General features: G+C 34.9%; 12 protein-coding genes and 1 tRNA gene. 4 read left to right on the forward strand and 9 right to left on the reverse strand.

Annotation, left to right across the window (positions count from 1 at the left end):
- The first annotated feature begins 395 nt into the window (after positions 1 to 395).
- From ABRY23_13355 to ABRY23_13365, 3 genes are all read left to right on the forward strand, one after another.
- On the forward strand, positions 396 to 1,292 hold the full coding sequence (locus ABRY23_13355) for a carbon-nitrogen hydrolase (protein MFA3784042.1): 897 nt from the start codon (positions 396 to 398) through the stop codon (positions 1,290 to 1,292).
- Positions 1,293 to 1,321: 29 nt separating this feature from the next.
- Positions 1,322 to 2,365 (forward strand): agmatine/peptidylarginine deiminase, encoded by a 1,044-nt coding sequence (locus tag ABRY23_13360; GenBank protein ID MFA3784043.1) that lies wholly within the window; start codon positions 1,322 to 1,324, stop codon positions 2,363 to 2,365.
- Between the two features lie 89 nt (positions 2,366 to 2,454).
- Positions 2,455 to 2,527 (forward strand) — tRNA-Ala (locus tag ABRY23_13365).
- 853 nt (positions 2,528 to 3,380) lie between these two features.
- On the opposite strand, the gene ABRY23_13370 is transcribed toward ABRY23_13365, so the two are convergent.
- The 9 genes from ABRY23_13370 to ABRY23_13410 all read right to left on the reverse strand — a co-directional run bounded on the left by ABRY23_13370 (position 3,381) and on the right by ABRY23_13410 (position 18,866).
- Positions 3,381 to 5,120, reverse strand: a complete 1,740-nt coding sequence (locus ABRY23_13370) for a capsule assembly Wzi family protein (GenBank protein ID MFA3784044.1) — start codon at positions 5,118 to 5,120, stop codon at positions 3,381 to 3,383.
- Between the two features lie 152 nt (positions 5,121 to 5,272).
- The gene (locus ABRY23_13375) at positions 5,273 to 6,034 is read right to left on the reverse strand and encodes a sugar isomerase domain-containing protein (protein ID MFA3784045.1); all 762 of its coding nucleotides are present in this window, start codon (positions 6,032 to 6,034) and stop codon (positions 5,273 to 5,275) included.
- A 17-nt stretch (positions 6,035 to 6,051) separates the two neighbouring features.
- Positions 6,052 to 7,239 (reverse strand): sugar MFS transporter, encoded by a 1,188-nt coding sequence (locus ABRY23_13380; protein ID MFA3784046.1) that lies wholly within the window; start codon positions 7,237 to 7,239, stop codon positions 6,052 to 6,054.
- On the reverse strand, positions 7,232 to 8,203 hold the full coding sequence (locus ABRY23_13385) for an ROK family protein (protein ID MFA3784047.1): 972 nt from the start codon (positions 8,201 to 8,203) through the stop codon (positions 7,232 to 7,234). Before ABRY23_13385 ends, ABRY23_13380 begins: the two co-directional genes overlap by 8 nt.
- 51 nt (positions 8,204 to 8,254) lie before the next feature.
- Positions 8,255 to 9,898 (reverse strand): glycosyl hydrolase family 18 protein, encoded by a 1,644-nt coding sequence (locus ABRY23_13390; GenBank protein ID MFA3784048.1) that lies wholly within the window; start codon positions 9,896 to 9,898, stop codon positions 8,255 to 8,257.
- Positions 9,899 to 9,909: 11 nt separating this feature from the next.
- Positions 9,910 to 12,402, reverse strand: a complete 2,493-nt coding sequence (locus ABRY23_13395; protein ID MFA3784049.1) for a glycoside hydrolase family 9 protein — start codon at positions 12,400 to 12,402, stop codon at positions 9,910 to 9,912.
- 107 nt (positions 12,403 to 12,509) lie between these two features.
- Positions 12,510 to 13,535 carry a PorV/PorQ family protein gene (locus ABRY23_13400; protein MFA3784050.1) on the reverse strand — a complete coding sequence of 342 codons (1,026 nt, stop codon included), beginning with the start codon at positions 13,533 to 13,535 and terminating at the stop codon, positions 12,510 to 12,512.
- A gap of 42 nt (positions 13,536 to 13,577) precedes the next feature.
- Positions 13,578 to 15,701 carry a hypothetical protein gene (locus ABRY23_13405; GenBank protein ID MFA3784051.1) on the reverse strand — a complete coding sequence of 708 codons (2,124 nt, stop codon included), beginning with the start codon at positions 15,699 to 15,701 and terminating at the stop codon, positions 13,578 to 13,580.
- A gap of 24 nt (positions 15,702 to 15,725) precedes the next feature.
- Entirely contained in the window at positions 15,726 to 18,866 is a 3,141-nt protein-coding gene (locus tag ABRY23_13410) for a TonB-dependent receptor domain-containing protein (protein ID MFA3784052.1), read from the reverse strand.
- 239 nt (positions 18,867 to 19,105) lie between these two features.
- On the opposite strand from ABRY23_13410, the gene ABRY23_13415 reads away from it, so the two are divergent.
- Entirely contained in the window at positions 19,106 to 20,056 is a 951-nt protein-coding gene (locus tag ABRY23_13415) for an ROK family protein (GenBank protein MFA3784053.1), read from the forward strand.
- Positions 20,057 to 20,122 lie beyond the last annotated feature (66 nt).

Below are 20,122 nucleotides of genomic sequence, written 5' to 3' on the forward strand. Positions count from 1 at the left end.
TCAGTGCTGTCCAAAATAATTTTGAAATCAAATCCCGAAGGGATGAATTACCAAATAAATTTAGAAAACTTCAAGATTTTGAACTATTCAACTTGTCTTGTAAATCAATCCCTATCTCGTCCCTACGGGACTTTTAACTTCAGTTTGATATTTATTTATTCTATAACTATATAATTCCTAAAGGGATTACATTGGTTTATGCATAATCAAAACTTTATTGTCCCCTCAGAACAAAATATTTTTAGAATAAAGAACTAAGAAATAGATTAAGTCCCTTTAGGGACGAAATAAAAATATATTGGACAGATATGGAAATATTAACTAATCCCAAAAATTCAGTGAATAGTTACTATTTTTTTTATATTATGCTTTGTAAATAAGAGAGAATTTTTGGAATGATTAACAACAATCGTAAATATACAATTGGTGTACTTCAACTTGAACTTTCTGATGATGTAAACGAAAACTTAAAAAAGGCAATTTCGTGGACCGAAAAAGCTGCTAAAGAAGGTGCACAAGTAATTTGTTTACCAGAACTTTACCGCTCAAAATATTTTTGTCAAACGGAGGATTTTAACTCATTCAACTTAGCTGAAGGCATATCTGGTCCATCAGCCAACGCATTTCAGAAAACCGCAAGAGAGCTAAATGTAAGTGTAATAGTCCCAATATTTGAAAAACGCAGTTTTGGTATCTATCACAATAGTGCAGTAGTAATTGATGCTAACGGTGAAATTTTAGGACTTTATAGAAAAATGCATATTCCAGATGACCCGGCTTTTTACGAAAAGTATTACTTTACGCCTGGGGACTTAGGCTTTAAATCCTTTCAAACAAAATTTGGGAAAATAGGAACATTAATATGCTGGGATCAATGGTTTCCTGAAGCAGCGCGTTTAACTTCATTAAAAGGGGCAGAAGTTCTGTTCTATCCCACAGCAATAGGATGGCATCCCAAGGAAAAGGATAAATTTGGCACAATACAAAAAGACTCTTGGATTACAATCCAAAGATCACACGCTATTGCAAACGGAGTATATGTAGCATCGGTGAACAGAGTTGGTCTCGAAAAACCTAAAAATGAACAGGATGGAATAATTTTTTGGGGTTCATCTTTTATATGCAATCCTCAAGGAGAAATACTTGCAATTGCATCTGAAGATAAAGAAGAAATTTTGCTTGCAGAGGTAGACTTAAATCAATTAGAAACAATAAGAAGGAATTGGCCTTTTCTCCGGGACAGAAGAATTGATGCATATGATGAAATCACAAAAAGATTTTTAGATGAGTAATAAATTTCAAACCTAATTCAAATAAGCTAATGAACAAAACCATTAATTTTAGATTGCCAGCTGAATGGGAACCACATAAATCAACAATTATTTGCTGGCCTCATCAAAAAGAAGATTGGCCACGCAAATTTGCTCCAATACAATGGGTCTATTGTGAAATAATAAAAAATATCACCAATGGTGAACTTGTAAGAATTATTGTTCAGTCACACAGCCAAAGGACAAAAATTGTAAATTATCTCACTCGCGCTCACATTGATTTAACAAACATAGAATTTATTTATGCTAAAACAGACCGCAGCTGGATGCGCGACATTTCACCAATTTTTGTGAAAAGTGAAAATGAAACAATCGCACTTAAATTTGATTTTAACGGCTGGGCAAAATACAGTAACTGCAAAAAAGACAGAAATATTCCTATGGTGCTTTCAAATGCACTGGAAATAAAAATGATTGAAGCAAAATATAAAAACAAAACAATTGTGCTTGAGGGAGGAGCTGTCGATTCAAACGGATGCGGTACACTTATAACAACTGAAGAATGTTTGCTGGATAATGATGTACAGCCAAGAAACCCAGGCTTTACAAAAAAAGATTATGAAAAAATCTTAGAAAAATATTTGGGAATTAAAAACGTAATCTGGCTCGGTAAAGGAATTGCAGGCGATGATACGCATGGACATGTAGACGATTTATGTCGATTTGTAAATAAAAATACTGTCGTAATTTGTTCCGAAAAAAATCCATCTGATGAAAATTATATTCCATTAAAAGAAAATTTAGAACGGTTAAAAGAAGCAAAGCTCGAAGACGGCTCTAAACTAAACATTATAGAAATACCTATGCCGAGACCAATATATTTTGACAATCTTAGGCTCCCTGCAAGTTATGCTAATTTTTATATAACAAATAATGCAGTTCTTGTCCCAACTTTTAATGATCCAAATGATAGAATTGTATTAAATATTTTTAAGGAAATGTTTAATGATAGAGAAGTAATTGGCATACATTCAGTCGATCTTGTATGGGGATTGGGGACAATCCATTGCTTGAGTCATGAAGAACCTTTATAACAAATTTGCTAAGTGAATTCTGTATTTATACTTTGAAGTAAAAATTTTTTATTACATTAAGTTCATTTGTAAAATTACAAAACAATCTTGGGGCTGTAGCTCAGTTGGGAGAGCGGCACGTTCGCAACGTGTAGGCCGAGGGTTCGAATCCCTTCAGCTCCACAAAAAAGAAAAAGAGATTGCCGGCTCAAACTTTACTTTGGCCAAGAGTAGGTTTTCATATTCTCTCATAAATTTTATTTGGAATCACTTTATTGAAATCAGAGGTTATTAACTTTACACTAACATACTATTAAACTTGTTGAAAATATGACAAGAGAAAATAAAATTATAGAGAAATACTGCATAGACAGGACTTATGCGAAAGGAAGATTTTGTCTGAAAATACAAGGTCCCAGTCAGCACAAACTGGTGAATAATTTGGATTAAAAATTCTTCGAAGAAACAAAAATTAAAGATAAGATAATAAGGTTAATCTTCATTTTTGTTAAGTGATGTTACTAAGGTTATTTAAAAAGTAAAATGGGAATCCACCACTTCGTGATAATGTTTTGTTTATGATATAATCGAGTCAAAGACTCATTAGTCTCTGACTGAAAGTATTATTACTTTATTGAAAGCTTATTAACTTGTTTATAAATCAAATAAAATCACTTTAATTGCATGATTCAAGGGTTCTCCGTGTAACTAATGAAGAAAAAGCTAATGTCTCAATCAACTATACTTTTACCATCATTGCGGATAAATGAAGTGAGTGAAGAAATCTCAAACAAAAAATTGTTTTAGTTGTCATCTTTGTGCTAGATTACTTCGACAATAGGAAGTCAACCGATGAAAACAGATAGCTCAACCCACGAAGTGCGTGAGCTCACCACTCCACGAAGTGGTGAATTCTCATCGTGTGTGAATTGTCATGATAAATCAAAACAAGCTTTTTGAAACTCGCAATAGCAATTTTAATTCGTGCAAAATACTACACTATTAACGAAAAACTCGTTCGTGGAGAACTTTTGGTTTAATATTCTATTGACATCTTAATCATGCCGTAACTTAAATTCGTTTTTGTGTTATCTGTAATATTGTGAGCTGCTGTGTAATTGTAGATTAAATCAAAATAAATTTTTCTAATCGGCTCAAGTCGAAATGTAAAAATTAGTTGGTCAGTATTAATTCTTATTCCATCTAAAAATTCAGCCTCTTCATTATCAATCCCATACCTAAAAGCCGCAGCAGGGTCACCTCCCACATTTCGAATTAAATTACCTTGACTATCAACCACATTTTTACCAGAACGAACATGTGAGTATTCAACAGTTAATTTGGCCCAGGCATTTAAATAGTAAGCAATTTTGGAATATATTTCATCGGAATTTGGACCAATTTTATCTCCCAACAACGCACCAAAAGCAGTATAATTATTTTCAATATTTGTGTGAGTGTAAACATAGGGCCTTATTCGCGTGTACTCAAGTATTATTTGGAAATCGGGTATTGAAAAAGGATTGTACCAAAAAGCTCCTATTTTATATGCGGTCTTGTTAATATAACGTGAAAGATCAGACAATCTTGTAATTGGGTTTTCATCTAAAAAGTATGTAGCCTGAAGCTCAAAATTTCTTATGAAGTTAGTCTGAAAATTCAAATAAAAAGTACCATTATCTCTATCTTGCAAAGACATTTCAACAAACTTATAAAAAATAAAAGGATTTAAATAGGCAAGCTCAATACCTCTTCCAGAATAAACTATTGATTCACCCATTCCTATTTCAAATAAATCTGGAAATATAATTTGCAGTCTGTTTGCCGCAATATATTTTGTATAATCTAATGACCTGTCAATATTAAAATATCCAACAGTTGAGGCAGTTAATGAAGTAAAGTTCAACACACCGTAATTAAAATTGAACTTCACAAAATCCAAATCGGGGTGTTCGCCGGAAAGAAACAAACTGCTGCTATAACCATATCCCATTTTTATCTTTTCCCTTCCAATTTGAACTGAATAGTTCATTTTTTCAGAGGGTTGAGAAAAATACTTCAAATAACCTTGAGTGAAATCGTAATTGCTAATTTTTTCAATGTTTTCTATGTATTTAAAGTTGTAATTTAGTCGCGGGTCTAAAATTTTAGCAAAACTACTTGAACCGCTAATTCCACCTTTATCCACCATCATCATATAGCCAAGATGGTTTAATATTGTTCCTCTCAGTTCAAAACCAATATCAAATAACTCGGAGTTATTTTTTATATCATTAAATTTTTGCCCGTGAATAAATCTACCTAAACCTTCAATATAAAAACTAACACTACTATCTCGGTAAGCATAAAGGTGTTTTATTTTATTCGAGAAAAATTCGCTTAAACCATAAGAAAACTCTTCACTGCTGCCAATTAGTTGAGCTGTGTTGTTAATGTCTTTTTTATCATCATAAAATTCATTCTGAAACTTTTTCAATCGTTCGATTTCGGTATGACTTAACAAATTAGTTTGTCCAACTTTGATGCTGTCATGCAAAACATCATCTATTTTCTTCAGCAAATTTGCTACTTCCAGGCGAGTCATAATTGGGTCATCTTCATGAATGCTACTAATCAACCCTTTTACTTTCATCTCTTTTAAGAATGAATATACCTCATTATCGAGCGGTACATTTTCAATTTGGGAATAAATAATTAACGGGCAGAAAAAAATTATGAAAGTGAACCGTAGGCTCAGCAGCTTCTTGCTGAAAAGAATTGTTTTATTTTTGGGCATAAAATTAATTATTTATTTCTTATCCCGTAATCTATTAAAAATAGTAATTAAGGTATAAAAAATTATTCTGGATTGGATAAGACCCAATAATTACACATGACATCTTGGTGATTTGTTAGTGCAAAATCCTTAAGTATTACATCTTAATAATCTTACACACCAGCAATTCTTCTTTTATATTCGTTTAATGCATTTGTTAACCTCTCCCTTGCTGTTGGGTCTCCTGGCACATTATGTGAAGGATGAATAAACAATTTAACTCCTCTTTCGACTAAAATTTCAGCTACTGTAGTAATCGTCATCCATACAGCGGTAATGAACGCAACAGTAGAGACCGGTCCAATTTTATCGATGTGATTTTTCAATGGAACAGAAGCATCTTCAAGTGGAGTGCAGGTATCCACCACAATATCAGCTATTTCGAAAATATTCTTGCCTGAAGAGTGACGAGTTGTTCTTTTTTCAGCTCCGTTAGCAGAGCCAAAAACTATTACTTTCATTCCAATTTTTTTTGCTTCAAGGGCAACGTCAATATTAACATTATTAATACCTGAGTGAGAAAAAATCCACATTGTATCACGTTTATCAAAATTATAGCTCTTCATTATTTCAACGCCATAACCTTCAGCTCTTTCCAAAAACAAGAACTGATGGATACCCATTCCGCCAACTATATTTGTAAAAAAAGTAAGCGGCACTTCAATCATCGGGTGGAAGCCGACGAATCCACCTATACGCGGGTACATTTCTTCGACCGGCAATGTAGCATGGCCACATCCAAAAGTATGAACCCACCTTCCTACTTCAATGGTATCAGCCATTACTTCTGCTGCTTTTCTTATGTTTTCCATTTGTGTGCGTTCAATTTTATCCATTACCGCACGTGCATTTTTAATCCATTCTTTTGCTAACATGATTTCTCCTCAATAAATTATTCTGAATTAGACTTTAATTTTATTTGACCTGTTAAAGAGTTTGAGATTTTTTTTAGTGTGATCAATAATAATATTGTAATGAAAATAAGACTGAGTAGAACTATTGCTATAAAGTTTTCTATGCCATAATTATGAGCAACAATTCCCGTGAGATAATTCAGTATCATATTTCCACAAAGAGCAATTACAAGAACAAGGCTAAATGCAGTACCTGAAATTTCATTGTATAATTCTCCAACATAGCTCAGATACACAGGAAAAGCCGCTGCCAAACCAATGCCAAATAATACCAGGCTAACTACTACTAATAAGTACGATGATACTGTATACATTAAAATTCCAGCTAAGAATGAAATAACAAGTGAAATATAAAGGACTAACGTAGAAGGTACTTTTTTTAGAAGGTATCCCAGAGCTAAACGTGTAATTGTCATCCCAAGCACAAAATACGAGAGCGCATATAATGCTTTGTCGGTTTCAACAAACAAATGTTTGCTCAAGTAAGTAGTAGTCCAGTTGTTCATCAATCCCTCAACTCCACTTTGAAAAAATAAGATTGCTCCTAAAAGCAAAAGCGGTATTTCCTTTAACAAGGCTAATCCATTTTTAACAGGAAAACCTTGAGGATGTTTTGGAAGCGGAAATTTTACAGCAATAAAAAAGATAAGAGGAATTAAAATGAACACAGCAATAAAGGAAATGACCGTGTCGTAGGAATAAATTCCCGTTAATAAACCTATGATTGCAGGCATGCCAAGTGCACCGATTCCAAAGAATACACCAAGCAAGCTCAAATTAGCGCTGCGTCCTTGCTCGCTTATATCAGACACCAGTGCATTAGTACCACCATTTAGTGCACCTCCGCCCAGACCAATAATAAACACTGCAATCTGCAAAGGATAAAATTCTTCAGCAGAAGCAATAATTTCCAAACCAGCAAAAACAAGCAGCGAGCAGGAAATTAAAAGAAGCTTGTATCCATATCTATCTACTATCGGACCAAAAACCAGAGAACCACCAAGGACTCCAAATGGAAGAAGCGTTGCAAGTGTTCCCGCACTTACCTCATCTATAGAAAATTTTGTAATTACAGCAGGCAAAATTGAGCCTAGGGATATCAGCACAATTCCAAAAAGAAGCATGCCGATACATGCAGCTGCAAAAACAAGTTTTTTGTTATACATTATTTTCCCTTTTTGGTGACAAACTATTCAAAGCAAGAAAGCCGGCACCGTAAAGACCTGCATCGCCGCTTAAAGAAGAACCGCAAAATTCAACTTGATTTATACTTATAGGCTGTGCCCACTTACGCGCCTCAAAAACTATTTTATCAAGCAATTGCAATGCTGGGCCAAACACGCCGCCGCCAAAAATTATTTTTTCCGGATTGAACAAACTAACTAAATTCGCTGCTGTCATTCCCCAATATTCAATTGCTTCGTTAATTACCTTAACCGAAATTGGATCATTTGTTTTATAACTTTCGAAGATCTCGCGTGCTGTAATTTCTTCGATTGGTATTTGTCTTAAAATACCGGAATAATTTTTTTCCTGCAGTAAATATTCCTTTGCTACTTTAGCAATTCCCTCTCCAGAAGCATGATATTCAAAACAACCACAATCGATATATTCTTTTCGGAAAGGCTTATCCAAAGCCAGCCAACCAATAGCGCCAGCAATATCATGCGAACCACGTAAAATTTCCCCGTTAACCATTATTCCAGCACCTATACCAGTACCTACTGCTATAAAAATTGCATCCTTGCAGCCTTGTGCAGAACCTTTCCATGTCTCACCTAAAATATAACATGCACGATCACTATCTATACTTACAACCGTATTTTTATTAAGAAGTGCAGATTTAATCTGATCTAAAAGCGGATAATTCTCCCATCCAGGGATATTCGGCGCCCAAACCCTTCCAGTATGAGGATAATAAATACCCGGCACACAAATGCCAACAGCTTCAATCTTTTCTACATCATTTTTCACATAAAATTTATTTATTGCTCTTTGAATCAAAAGTCCAACTTCATTGCCTTTTTGCCCTTCGAGCTTTAAAGTCTCTTTTTGAATAATTTCGCCCTCAGGATTAAACAGTGCAGCTGAAATTTTTGTACCACCTAAATCGACGCCAATAAAAGACATATTAACCTCGAAATAATTTTAAGCTTTTTAAAAATTCGTGAAATTCGTCTCTTACTTAATTAGTAAAATCTTTATACTCTTATTTAACCTCATCAATCTATTGTTCTGAGGATAAACTATATTTATTCTCACAAAATAAACTCCGCTAGAGTAATTATTTGCATCCCAAATAAACTCATAATTTCCGCTTTGCAGTCTTTCATTTACAAGCACATCTCTCTGTTGACCAAGAATATCGTACAGTGCAAGATTTACAACAGCATCTGAAGCAATTGTAAATCCTATTTTAGTTTGTACATTAAATGGGTTAGGGTAGTTATAGAGTTTAAAATCCTTTGCAGCATAATACTCATTAGCAACGAAAGCAGGAAAGTCTGTTATAAAACTCCATGTATCCGACCACGAACTGTTTCCGTTAATATTCGATGAACTGACTCGCCAATAATAAGTTTTATTATTTTCAAAATTATTGAGTTTCGCTTCAGTAAAATTTATTCCGCTTTCATTTATTACAAACGAATCAAAGTTTTCATTTTCTGAAACTTGAAGATTATAAGAAGTAGTAGAGTCGGTTGCATACCATTTAAATATTATATTATCAGAATCAATAACTGCTCCGTTAAAAGGAAAAGAAAGCTGAGGTATTGAAGGCACATTTCTCGGATGATGCAGCATATACTTTTCAACAATATCAAGCAACGGTGTACTGCCATTAAAATAATCCTGTCCGATTTTCCAGATAATTGTTCCAGCAAGATTATTTTTATAGACGTATTCCGATTTTAGTTTTATTGAATTTGTATCATCAAAAGTAATTACTTCTGTTCTGCTTTTGTTCATGAGATATGGGACTTTAGCGGTATTATCCCAAAAGTAATCCCACCCTGAAATAAGATTTTGATAAACAGAGGCATAATTTATAGCAGAAGCTCCCGAATGTACTGCAAACAATTCTGAAGCTTTAAAATCGTAACCGTAAAACGGAATGCCAATGCAAAGCTTGTTTTTAGGAATTCCTTTTTGGAGATAGTAATTAACACTCGAGCTTGTAGAACTGCTTTGCAAAGGTGAAGGATAAAGAGGAGAATTATGCCCGGAAGTTTTTTCCCAGGGCCCGTAAAAATCATAGGTCATAATCCCGAACCAATTAACATAATTTATTAATTGTTTAACATCGTAGCCGTTATTCCAATCAGTTGAAGGTAAAGCAATGCTGAGGAATTCTAATCCTACATTGTTAAGTGCTTCTCTCAATTCTTTTACAAGAGATACAAAATTACTTCTATCTGATGCTGTGGGATATTCCCAATCAATATCAATCCCGTCGTAATCATTCGTCAAGCAGAAATCAATAATATTTGAAACGAAAGCTGCTCTGGTTAGTGGATTAGCAACCATTGGTGAGAATCCATCTGAGTTTCCCCATCCCCCTAATGCAACAACAATTTTTATTCCGTGTTGATGTGCAGCCGCTACTAATTCGGGATACAAAAACCAACTATCCATACTTAGGCTGCCATCGGCATTTGGTTTAACAAAAGCATGTGCGATGTGAGTTAATTTATTATATTCAATTGCAGTGTAAGGATACACTGAATAGTTTGCATAATAATATCCAACAACAATTTTAGCATTCAAAGGATTGTTATTAAAAAAAGTGAGTATCAGACTAATAACAGTAAAGTATTTTTTCATAAAGGAGAAATTTATTTATTTTTTTCTGCTAACATTTCAACAAGACTTACAAACTTGTAGCCTTTCATTTTTAATTCAGAGATAAGATTATTTAGCATATCGTAAAATTTATCTTTTCTTCGCGGGTCAGTCCCAGGATGAATTAGCAAAATGAATCCGTTTAGTCCGCTTGGACTACTTTTTTCATAGTTAATAATATTATTGAAAATTTGCTGACTTGTAATATATTTACTCCCAAGCTCAGGGTATGTCCAATCCTGGTTTGACAAAGTTCCCGGTGTAAAATTTATTAATGTTAAACCCAATTCGCTGCACCAATGACTAATATCGGCATTATACCATTCATAAGGTGGGAGAAAATAAGGTGCTTGCTCATAAGTAATTCCAAATTTTGCCATCTCATCAAAGTTCTTTTTCAAATCTTCAAGGAATTCTTTTTTGCTTATTAGTGTAGAATCTCGTTTTTCCCAAGATGCATATAAAATGTGTTTATCAGAATGTGCTCCAAGATAATTTCCATCGTTTTGTAATTGTCTTATAATTGAAGCAAACTTGGGATTTCTATAGAAATCACCTGTAAAGAAAAAAGCACCTTTAATATTATGAGCTTTTAAAACGTTGCGAACCTTTTGTAGTCCCTCTGCAAATTCATGTGCGGTAAACACAAGTGTAATTTGTTTTTTAGTAGAATCACCTCTAATAATACCGCCGTACTTATACTTAAAAAATTTCTGCTTTGTCGGCTTGTTACTTTTCTCTTGTAATGCTGATAAATAATAAGTTAAACTTGCGGTGCCATCCATTGTTGGTTCGTTTGTTGAGTAATCACCATAATCGTCATGATAAACCACATAATCCGATTGAAACTCGGCATATTCATCGCCGTTGTAAATTGTAACGCCGCGCAACCCTTTGAAAATTGTCCCGTAAACTGGGCCATCAACTAATCCTCCATCGATTGGATAGTTGTGGTTATGAGAAAAAGCTGAATGTGGATCGGAAGGATAATCTCCATTTTTAGGTAGACCAACGATCATACTTGTACCCCAAGGGTTACAACCGAATAGCCAGTCTCGTAAAGAGGCTTCCATCTCGGCAAAAGTTTTGTCGCCTGTTAAATTTTCATAAAGGTGACATTGAGTAAGAATAGCTACAACTAAATTATTTGAACACCAAATAAATGGAACGCCAAACAAGAATGGATTATTTTTTCCTCTTTGATAAACAGCTTGAATTCCTTTTTTAAGATATTTTACAAAGAGTGGTGAATTAGAGTAATTTCCACTTGCTAAAAAATAATGCCCCAAATTAACAAATGGGTACCATTGGTAGTGACGTGCTGTATCTCTCCCCATCCATGGGGTAACTTCTTCTTGCTTACCAAATTCAACAGCATCTTTCAAATACTTTTCGTTCTTACTTAACAAATAAAGTTGAACAGCTGCCAATTCCATATCATCAACCCAGTTATCCTCTTCGTAAAAATATGGTGAGGTGCATGGTGCGGTTTGACAAACTCCAGGATTTGCTTTACCAAAATCGTAAGCATCAAATGCTTTTTTCCTTATTTTCTTAGAAAATTCAGGGTAATATTTCTCAAGCAAAAGTGAGCCAAGTGCAAATGCTGAAGCATATTTACCTGCAGTAGAAGCAATACCTGTAGTTCTATTTTTGTACTTAAAAACACCTTGGGGTTTACCGGTACAGAAGTAAACTGGGCGCTCGCGGTCTTTCCCGTAGTACGCAGAATCTAATGTTGGAAGTTTAAACCCTATGTGGTCGCGGTCATCTGCAACTTGATTAAACATAAAAGCTGAATCAGGGTTCATTTTGTCGAGCCAATCCAATCCCCATTTTGCTTCATCCAATATATCAGGTATTCCGTTTGAACCTGAATCACCATTAGCATCATATTTATCATCAAAAGCATTTGGATTTTGTTGATAAGCAAAAAGCATTTGGAAAGTTGCATTTGCAGATGTTGTTACATATTTAAGGTAATCTGACGCATCATGCCAGCCGCCAACTACATTAATAAAAGTTGAATCTAAGGTGGGATGGTAAATTATAAAACCATCATGAGTATGACATGAATCCTTTAAAAATGGATTATAGCCGCATTGCTGTTGGCGCATATATTTCAAAAGAAAATCTGCTGTGCCGTTGTAAATATCTTTTGATATTGTAAAAACTGGAGATTTTACGTTACCCGCTGCAATGTAAAATTTCCCTTCTGTTGTTAAATCTGAAAAATTAAGACGAAAGGTAGAAGCAAACGAAGTATAAGTCCCAAAAGGTTTAATATTTTTACTTACTAAAACTTTATTATTACTTATATCGTAAACAGTGAATGAGTTTAATTCAATTTTCTCTTTGCTGATTAGCACAGCAACTTTAATTGAGTTTGGGGTATATCCAAGCTGATTAATTCTTATCCAGCTTTTTTGTGCCAATAAACAATTAGCTGTAAAGAAAGCGATTATAATACTTAAAAATGTTTTCATATATTTTTTTTACTGTTAGATAATTAGCCTTAAGTAAAACAAACTGCGAAGAAGCTTGCTTTATAGTTTTTCAAACACGTTTATTAATTAAATAAGGACAATAAAAATCAATAACTAATTCCAACAGAGAAATAATGTCTGTCTCCCAATACTCCAAAAGGTTCATAAGCATAATCAATTCTAAACGGAATTTGAGAAACCATATACTTAAATCCGATACCTGCGGTCCATCCTCTCTCATCATAATTCATCATATATCCTGCTCTAAGGAAAAGAGTATTCATAAATTTATACTCGCCACCTATTTTTACTTTTTCCTTGTAATCTCTAGGATGCACTGATTCAAAATTAAGAATAAATGATTGTTCTTCTTGCATATTCATAAAGAAATCTAACGGTTGTATACTTAAACCGAAACTAATTGAAAAAGGGAGCGGGAATTCTTCGTTAACATATTTAAGTTCTTTTGAAATATTTTGAAGCACGGCAGCGAACTTAATTCCTTTATAGTGGAAGTCATAGAATGCACCAACATCGGCAGCGATTGTACTATTTGTATATTCTTGTTGTGTAAGGCTCAAATTCGGGTCATTTAAATTATCACCTGCGGTAGCAATCCATGCACTACCTAAATCTTGACTAACAAATTTCAAGTGTACTCCGTAAGAAAATCTATCACTAACTTTTTGTGAAAATGCAATTCCAACAGCAATGCCAGTGGGCGAGAAAACACCAGTTTCAATAAAACCCTGCTCGTTTGAAGCTCGGCGAGTTGCATAAAAATCTCCGTAATCCATAGCTAAAAAACTTACTCCAATAACACCAATATCAGACAGCTTAAAAGAGACAGCAGCTGCGTTGTAATCAATATCTGCAATACCTTCAGTATGATTTAATCCAACATCTACTTTTGGTTCAACCAAGCTAAGCAGAGCAGGATTCCAAAATATTCCATTTGAGTTTACAGTAGTAGTAATACCTGTTGCGCCTTTACCCACAACTTCTGCAGCTATTGGGTTAGAGAGAAATCTAAAACCGACTTGAGCCTTTTTTTCAAACTGCGCATATAACCTCCCTTCTAATAACATCAGATTTAGAGTAATAATAATTATACTCTTGAAATAATTGTTCATAAAACCTCCGTTGTGCATATAAAATTTCTTTTCAAGCATCATTTATCTAACTATAATAAACTTAATTAGCTGGTTATCTAATTTTTCACCGTTTAGTCCTTCACAATTAGTAACTGCCAAAATGTATATTCCGCTTGTTACATATTGGTTAGAATCAGTTCTTTGGTTCCACTCTTCATCGCCCGAGCCATAATGTTCAATAGTTTTAACCAAGTCACCCGTTTCAGTATAAATTTTCAGCGTACATTTTACTGGCAAGTTAAAGAACGAAATTTTATCTGGAGAACCAGCATTCAGTGCACCTCCGGCTGCAGTTGTGGCTGGATTTGGTACAACGCGCACTTTGTTAGATTCACTTAATCCAGGTTTAAATGCAACAGCAGGGAGTTGTGAGCGATTAACAAATCGTGAACTCTCTAATTTTTGTCCTGGATAAATTCCAAATGTATTTTGAGAGCCATTATCGACAGCGGTTACCGCATAATAATAGTCAACCCCACGTACAACATCCTTATCAACATATTCAGTTATTGACCTGTCGGTTGTTTCATAAACAAGTTCCCATTCTTCACCACTGTATTCATCGAGTGGGTCATTTACAAGCAAAGCTCCTTTTTTTCGGTAAACTCGCCATGCGTACCAATCATCAACGCCGGTTTCAGGATCAAGGTAGTAAGAATTATCTGGATAAGACCATTTAACAGTAATAAAACCTGGTCCTGAGTTTACCTCTATATCAGGTGGGGGAGGTGGTGAAGGGATGGGTTGATTATTAATATACCTATTCCACGCCCAATTTGCTTTGTCCATAGTTTTCCACAACGAATCAACCCCTTTTAATATCCAATCTTTTTTTTGCTGGTCAGTAATTTCTCCTTTAAACCATGCACGTCCAACCGAATCAGCAAGATGACGATTTATCCCTCCAACACCAACAGCATAAACGAAAGTTACAGAGTCTGCTCTATGTTCAGCTTCACTTTTAGTTAATTGATAAGGTCCGGTAGTAATAAATCTCATCGGACCTTTCCCCGGTTGGGTCTGAATGCCTGCTGTAATTGGGTCCAAAGGAAATCTTCCACGGCTATCATCGCCACGATAGGTTAATTTTGTTGCAGGACCTGTTCTACCCCAAATATCAGGATCAATATTTGCATGCGGCATCGAATATGGCTGTTTTGGGTCATCAACTTTTTCTTGGGCCGACTTATCGGCATACAATAATGTATAACCAGGGATTTGTGTTGAATATAAAAATCCATTTGTTCTATCTGGGTCTCCAGTATCATCAGTTGAATTATTTGGGTACTTAGCTCCGCCAGGTCTTTTTGAGTCCCAATAATATGCAACGTACAGTGTATCTCTGCTTCTATTTGGCACCAGTTCTGACTTTCTTTTGAACCAGCTATCCAGGTCATCTTCTGCTTCATAACCATAACTACCTATTGTCTGTCTTGTACCACCTTTAGTAGGGCCAAATGAAAAAGCTATAGGAAACCAACAATTAATTGTTTGATCAGGAAGTGTATCTCTCATTGATGTAAGATTATTTGGAGCTCTAATTTCGCCCGTAAACTTATGAGTTACTTTCCATATAAAATAATCTCTATGATTTGGATTGCTAAAGGCAATAACTTCTACATGACTTCTCATTCCAAATTCTGGACAAATATCTTCGAACTCAATTTTAATATCCGACTTTAATTTAGGGTCAACATACCATCTGTAAGGAGGGTCAAGGGGGAGACCATCTACAGTAACATGAGGAGGGCGGTAACGTCGTATTTCCATCGCCCAATAATTTGCACTAAAATTTGTTGTTTTGTTAGAACCTGTAGCACCCATAATTTGTTTTTTACCATTCTGATCAATAATGCCATTATCATCTAAAACAACAGGATTGAATATTTGGTAGAGCATGTTCGATTTCCATACATCCATCGGCCAGTTAAATGCAATATCCCCAGTATTGCCAGTATATTCATAAGTCCAGCTGAACTGCGAAAGTAAACCACCTTCACCATTAATCTTATTGAAAGGCATTACGTAAGAGCCTACATCAATTTTCATTGGTGGGGGATAGTAATTTCGTTCTTGTGGTCTAAGTTCGCTTAACAACATTAAAACAATAAGAAAAACGATTTTAATACTTAGCCTTGGTTTCATTTTAATCCTCTTTCAAAAGTTATATTAAAAATTAATTCGTAAACCTAGAATTATTCGCCTTGGATTAAGAAACAACGGTGCTGTCCACCATCCTATGTTAATATGACCATCGTCAGATTTGTACTCACCCCATTTATCGTTTCCTCCTTTATCCGGAGTTCGTAATGAGTTTTTATAAGCACTCAACTGCGAGGTAGACATATTTTCGGTCATAAGCCATTTATTGTTTGTAAGATTTTTAATCGTTATAACAAACTCAATATTGCCAAAGTTAGTTGATATTGATTTGCTTCCTCTAAAGTCAATGTTCCAGTAATTAACTCTATCTACCCAATGTTGAAGTCGAACTTGTGTTTCTTCGGGATTTAACAGTACTCTGCCGCCATCTTGCCATTCAAAAAAGAAGTTAGCATAGAGTTCACCTAACAAACGAATCCCAAATAGTTCAGGACCAAAATCAGAAGGAGTATGAATGTTTAAATTAATGTTTGCACGCGGTCTTGGTTCTGTGTTATAAAGAGCAGCGGAACGAATTTCCCTATCGCGAGCAATTACCCGGTCCTCATAAACTGTTGAAAGACCTGTTTGACCTATACTTTGCAGTTGATAATCGTACATTGCGTTAAAGGAAATAAACTTTCCAAACGGCCGTTCAAATCTTAATTCAATGCCTCTAATATCCCGATATTTATCTGGTACATATTCTGTTACAATATTATCTTGATAATAATTGATAAAAGTTCTTGATAACGGTTCATTAGAAATATCTTTATAGTAGGCTGTTGCATTAATTATAAAATCATCAAAAAACATTTGTTCATAACCAAATTCGTATGAAACTGTTCGCTCCATTGGTAAATCTGGAGTAGGAACAGCTACTGAGCTTACACTCACACTTGTGTTATAGAGCATTAAGGTAGGCGGCCTTTGATAAAAATGACCGTAGTTAAAATATAATTTACTGCTTTCAGTAATTGGGAAGGAAACACCAAGTCGTGGAGACAATTTAATTTGAGTTTTGTTTTCTGTTCGGGGCCAGCCTGGAGGATTTTCAAGCAGGCCTCTAAATGCAACCCATCGCTCATAACTTAATGCATCCCCAGGTAAGTTTTGATAAATTTCGTTATACAATTTTCTATAATTTTCATCTTCAGGAAATCCAACTTTAAAGCCTTCCTTCATAGGATTAAAGTAATCAACACGGAATCCCAGGTTTAATATCATCCCTTCGAACTCAAGTTTATCCTGTGCGTACAATCCAATTTCAAGAGGAGAAGCTTTATAATACTGCCATGTATCCGGAGAATAGGATTTTTGAGATTGTAGCCATGTACCGCTGTAGACAAATAAATCTTGAAGCCTTGCCGAAAAACCTGCTTCAACTTGATGATGCCTGCCAAGCTGCATTGTTAAATCACCATTTAATTGATAAACATAGGAATAAGAAGAATCGATTCTTTGAGTTCCACCAAACATTCTAAATATTCCTAATACATCGTTGCCGTAATTAGTTGCAGCGTTGGGAGAGCCATATATAGGCACGTAGTATGTATAAGTTCTTTTTGCAGCTTGGCTGTAATAAGAAACTAATTTTGTGGAATCATTTGGGTCAAAAGCAAAGGGATTTAGTGATTGATCTGTATAACCAACATTAAAATTAATTGTGTAAAATGCTGAATTAGATAAAGTGTGAGTTAGCCTGAGACCACCAACAAAATAGCGTTGGTCATAAAATTGTAATCGACTTTTATTGAAAATCTGGTCAATACTGTTGCCGCTTATAAGTCGTGCCTGCTGAATAACTGAGCTCTCTGAACTATTAAGAAATGAAAAACTAGAGGCTATATCTACAAGTGCACCTCCATAATTTGTTGTTCTGCCTCCGCTTACAGTTTCAACTTTTGAATAAAGCCCATCAACAGATAATTTTATGTCCCTATTAACTTGTGTTGTTAACTTTAATTGCGTATTCCAGTCGACATAGTTGTTTCTTGGTCCAATAGGAAAAGCTAATTGTGAATTTTCGTATTTAAATCCAAGAAGAAATGTTGTTCTATTTGCAAACTCACTCCACAATGGTATAAAAGATCCGGGCAATGGACCAGTAATACTACCCTCGAAATAGTAATCTGGTTTATTTGCAAACTCATATTGTGGGTGTTGTGCTTTCCATAGGTCTAGTTTCTGCAGTGAATCCAATGCGCGTTCAGGTGTAGTGCGGTTAGCCCAACCTTTAAAATCTCTAAACTCAATAGGCACTAAAGTATCGCCTGGAGGAACACCATGCATTGCATATTCACCCGCATAAACTTTGTAGATCCATGATTCATCGCTCCATGGGTTTACTCCAAAAAATTTTTTTTGTGCAGGTGCATAATCAAATTTTAGAGACAATGTGTACCTGTCACGGCTTCCTTCTTTAGTAATTACATTTAACAATCCCGACCTAATGCCGCCGTACTTTGCTTCAAAACCGCCGGTTAAAATTTGTATTTCTTTTATTGTTGTAGTGTTAAACGACATGTAAGACGTTTCCGAACGTGGGTCTTGCAGCGAAATGCCGTCCATTTTAATAGCCGTTTCACGAATATCCCCACCTCTTACACTCAAACCATTACCCTGCTCGCCACTAACTAATTGGATGCCTTTTAGTTTCCCTACAAACTCATCGACACGCAAAATTGGCATTTCTTCTATTCTTTGAGTGGTTATTACCTCTTGAGTAGCTGATACATCAGCTTTTATTAAATCTCTTTGTGCTACTACTACAAGTTCCTGCATTTGAACAGCAGAAGTGCTCAATTCAAAATTAACAAGAATTGTGCGGTCCGGGTCAACTTTAACAAATTCTTGTGAGACAGCATTATAACCTATCATACTTGCACGCACTACGTAAACGCCGGGTGGAACGTTTAATATAAAATAATAACCATCTGCATCTGTAGCTGCTCCAAGCGGGGGGTCAACTGCCACACGCACACCATTAGGCTGAATTGAGTGAGTTATAATAACATTGGCAGAAATTAGCGGTTCATGTGTAGCTGCATCAATTACACGGCCTGAAATTTTACCGTTACCAGCTATTAAATCCGAAACGCTAATTCCAGATACTAAAACCAATAATAAAAACAATGAAAAACGGTGAATCTTATGATTAATTATCATTTCTCACCTCTGTCTTTACTTATTTAACCAATCATTTATTAGTTTCTTGGGCAATTTCTTTTTAATGGAAAAATGCTACCGCACACGCATAAAAAAATTATTCAATGCTGTTAAGTATCTCAAACAAATAGATTTTAAAAAATTTTTCTTGAATTAATTGCTAAAATTGAGTAACATCATTTGTTTTAATGTTTATCCTTTCATTATCACTTTGAACTTTTCAAAAAAAGAGTTCTTCTATGTCTATTATCGCTATTGATCTTCTAAGTACATCTTTTACGTTAGCAGTATTTGGGAAAAGTGGAAGGATTTTTGAAAAGCAGAAATTTGATATCACTTCATTAAATGGTCCACAGGTAAGCCATTTTATTCAAAAGCAAATAAATGCTACAGTAAAAAAATTTAAAGGGCAGCCGCTTCAAATTAAATCAGTAGGAATTGGTGTACCCGGGATTTATTATTCAAAAACAGGAACCGTATGGGCACCAAATATACCAGGATGGGAAAGCTATCCGCTAAAAAAAGATTTGAATTATCTGCTTATTGATGAAAACATAAAAACAAAAATAGCAAGCAAACGTACATGTGATATACTTGGAGAAAAATGGCAAGGTGCTGCTAAAAACACAAGGAACGCAATTTTCCTTTCTGTAGGAAATGGCATTGGTGCTGGCGTTTTGATAGACGGCAGAACATTATATGGTCACAATGATATTGTTGGAGCTGCAGGCTGGCTAACATCATCTACTCATTATAAAGATGAATTTAAGGGAACAGGGTTCCTTGAAAGTTTAGCATCTTGGAAAGGAATTCTAAAGAAAATAATTGATTACACTAAAACAAAAAATTATAAAGGAAAATTAAAAAACATCCCGGCTCAAAAATTGACCATTAATGATTTAATTATTGCTTACGAAGAAAATGACCCGGCTGCAAAAAAAATTATAAATGAATCAATAAAACTTTGGGGAACTGCTGCAGCTAATTTAATAAGTCTATTTAACCCCGAAGTCCTAATTTTTGGCGGCGCATTATTTGGACCTACATTAAAATTTTTGGATAAAATAAAAGCTGAAGCTGAAAAATGGGCTCAGCCAATTTCTATGGTAGGGGTAAAGTTCTGCGGTTCCAAACTTGGTGAAGATGCAGGGCTGTACGGCGCAGGATTCCTTGCTTTAAAAAAATTTTGACTGAACATATAATAAAGTAGCATAAATCGGTCAGTAAAAAGCTAAGTATATTTTTTAGATACTGAC

This window comes from Melioribacteraceae bacterium 4301-Me, assembly GCA_041538185.1.
Taxonomy (GTDB): Bacteria; Bacteroidota; Ignavibacteria; order Ignavibacteriales; family Melioribacteraceae; genus Pyranulibacter; species Pyranulibacter aquaticus.

Bases quoted from the DNA above. Each gene is read 5' to 3' on its own strand.
- ABRY23_13415 (MFA3784053.1), top strand. From the start codon at position 19,106: ATGTCTATTATCGCTATTGATCTTCTAAGTACATCTTTTACGTTAGCA.
- ABRY23_13390 (MFA3784048.1), bottom strand. From the start codon at position 9,898: ATGAAAAAATACTTTACTGTTATTAGTCTGATACTCACTTTTTTTAAT.
- ABRY23_13405 (MFA3784051.1), bottom strand. From the start codon at position 15,701: ATGAAACCAAGGCTAAGTATTAAAATCGTTTTTCTTATTGTTTTAATG.
- ABRY23_13360 (MFA3784043.1), top strand. From the start codon at position 1,322: ATGAACAAAACCATTAATTTTAGATTGCCAGCTGAATGGGAACCACAT.
- ABRY23_13355 (MFA3784042.1), top strand. From the start codon at position 396: ATGATTAACAACAATCGTAAATATACAATTGGTGTACTTCAACTTGAA.
- ABRY23_13395 (MFA3784049.1), bottom strand. From the start codon at position 12,402: ATGAAAACATTTTTAAGTATTATAATCGCTTTCTTTACAGCTAATTGT.
- ABRY23_13400 (MFA3784050.1), bottom strand. From the start codon at position 13,535: ATGAACAATTATTTCAAGAGTATAATTATTATTACTCTAAATCTGATG.
- ABRY23_13385 (MFA3784047.1), bottom strand. From the start codon at position 8,203: ATGTCTTTTATTGGCGTCGATTTAGGTGGTACAAAAATTTCAGCTGCA.
- ABRY23_13375 (MFA3784045.1), bottom strand. From the start codon at position 6,034: ATGTTAGCAAAAGAATGGATTAAAAATGCACGTGCGGTAATGGATAAA.
- ABRY23_13370 (MFA3784044.1), bottom strand. From the start codon at position 5,120: ATGCCCAAAAATAAAACAATTCTTTTCAGCAAGAAGCTGCTGAGCCTA.
- ABRY23_13380 (MFA3784046.1), bottom strand. From the start codon at position 7,239: ATGTATAACAAAAAACTTGTTTTTGCAGCTGCATGTATCGGCATGCTT.
- ABRY23_13410 (MFA3784052.1), bottom strand. From the start codon at position 18,866: ATGATAATTAATCATAAGATTCACCGTTTTTCATTGTTTTTATTATTG.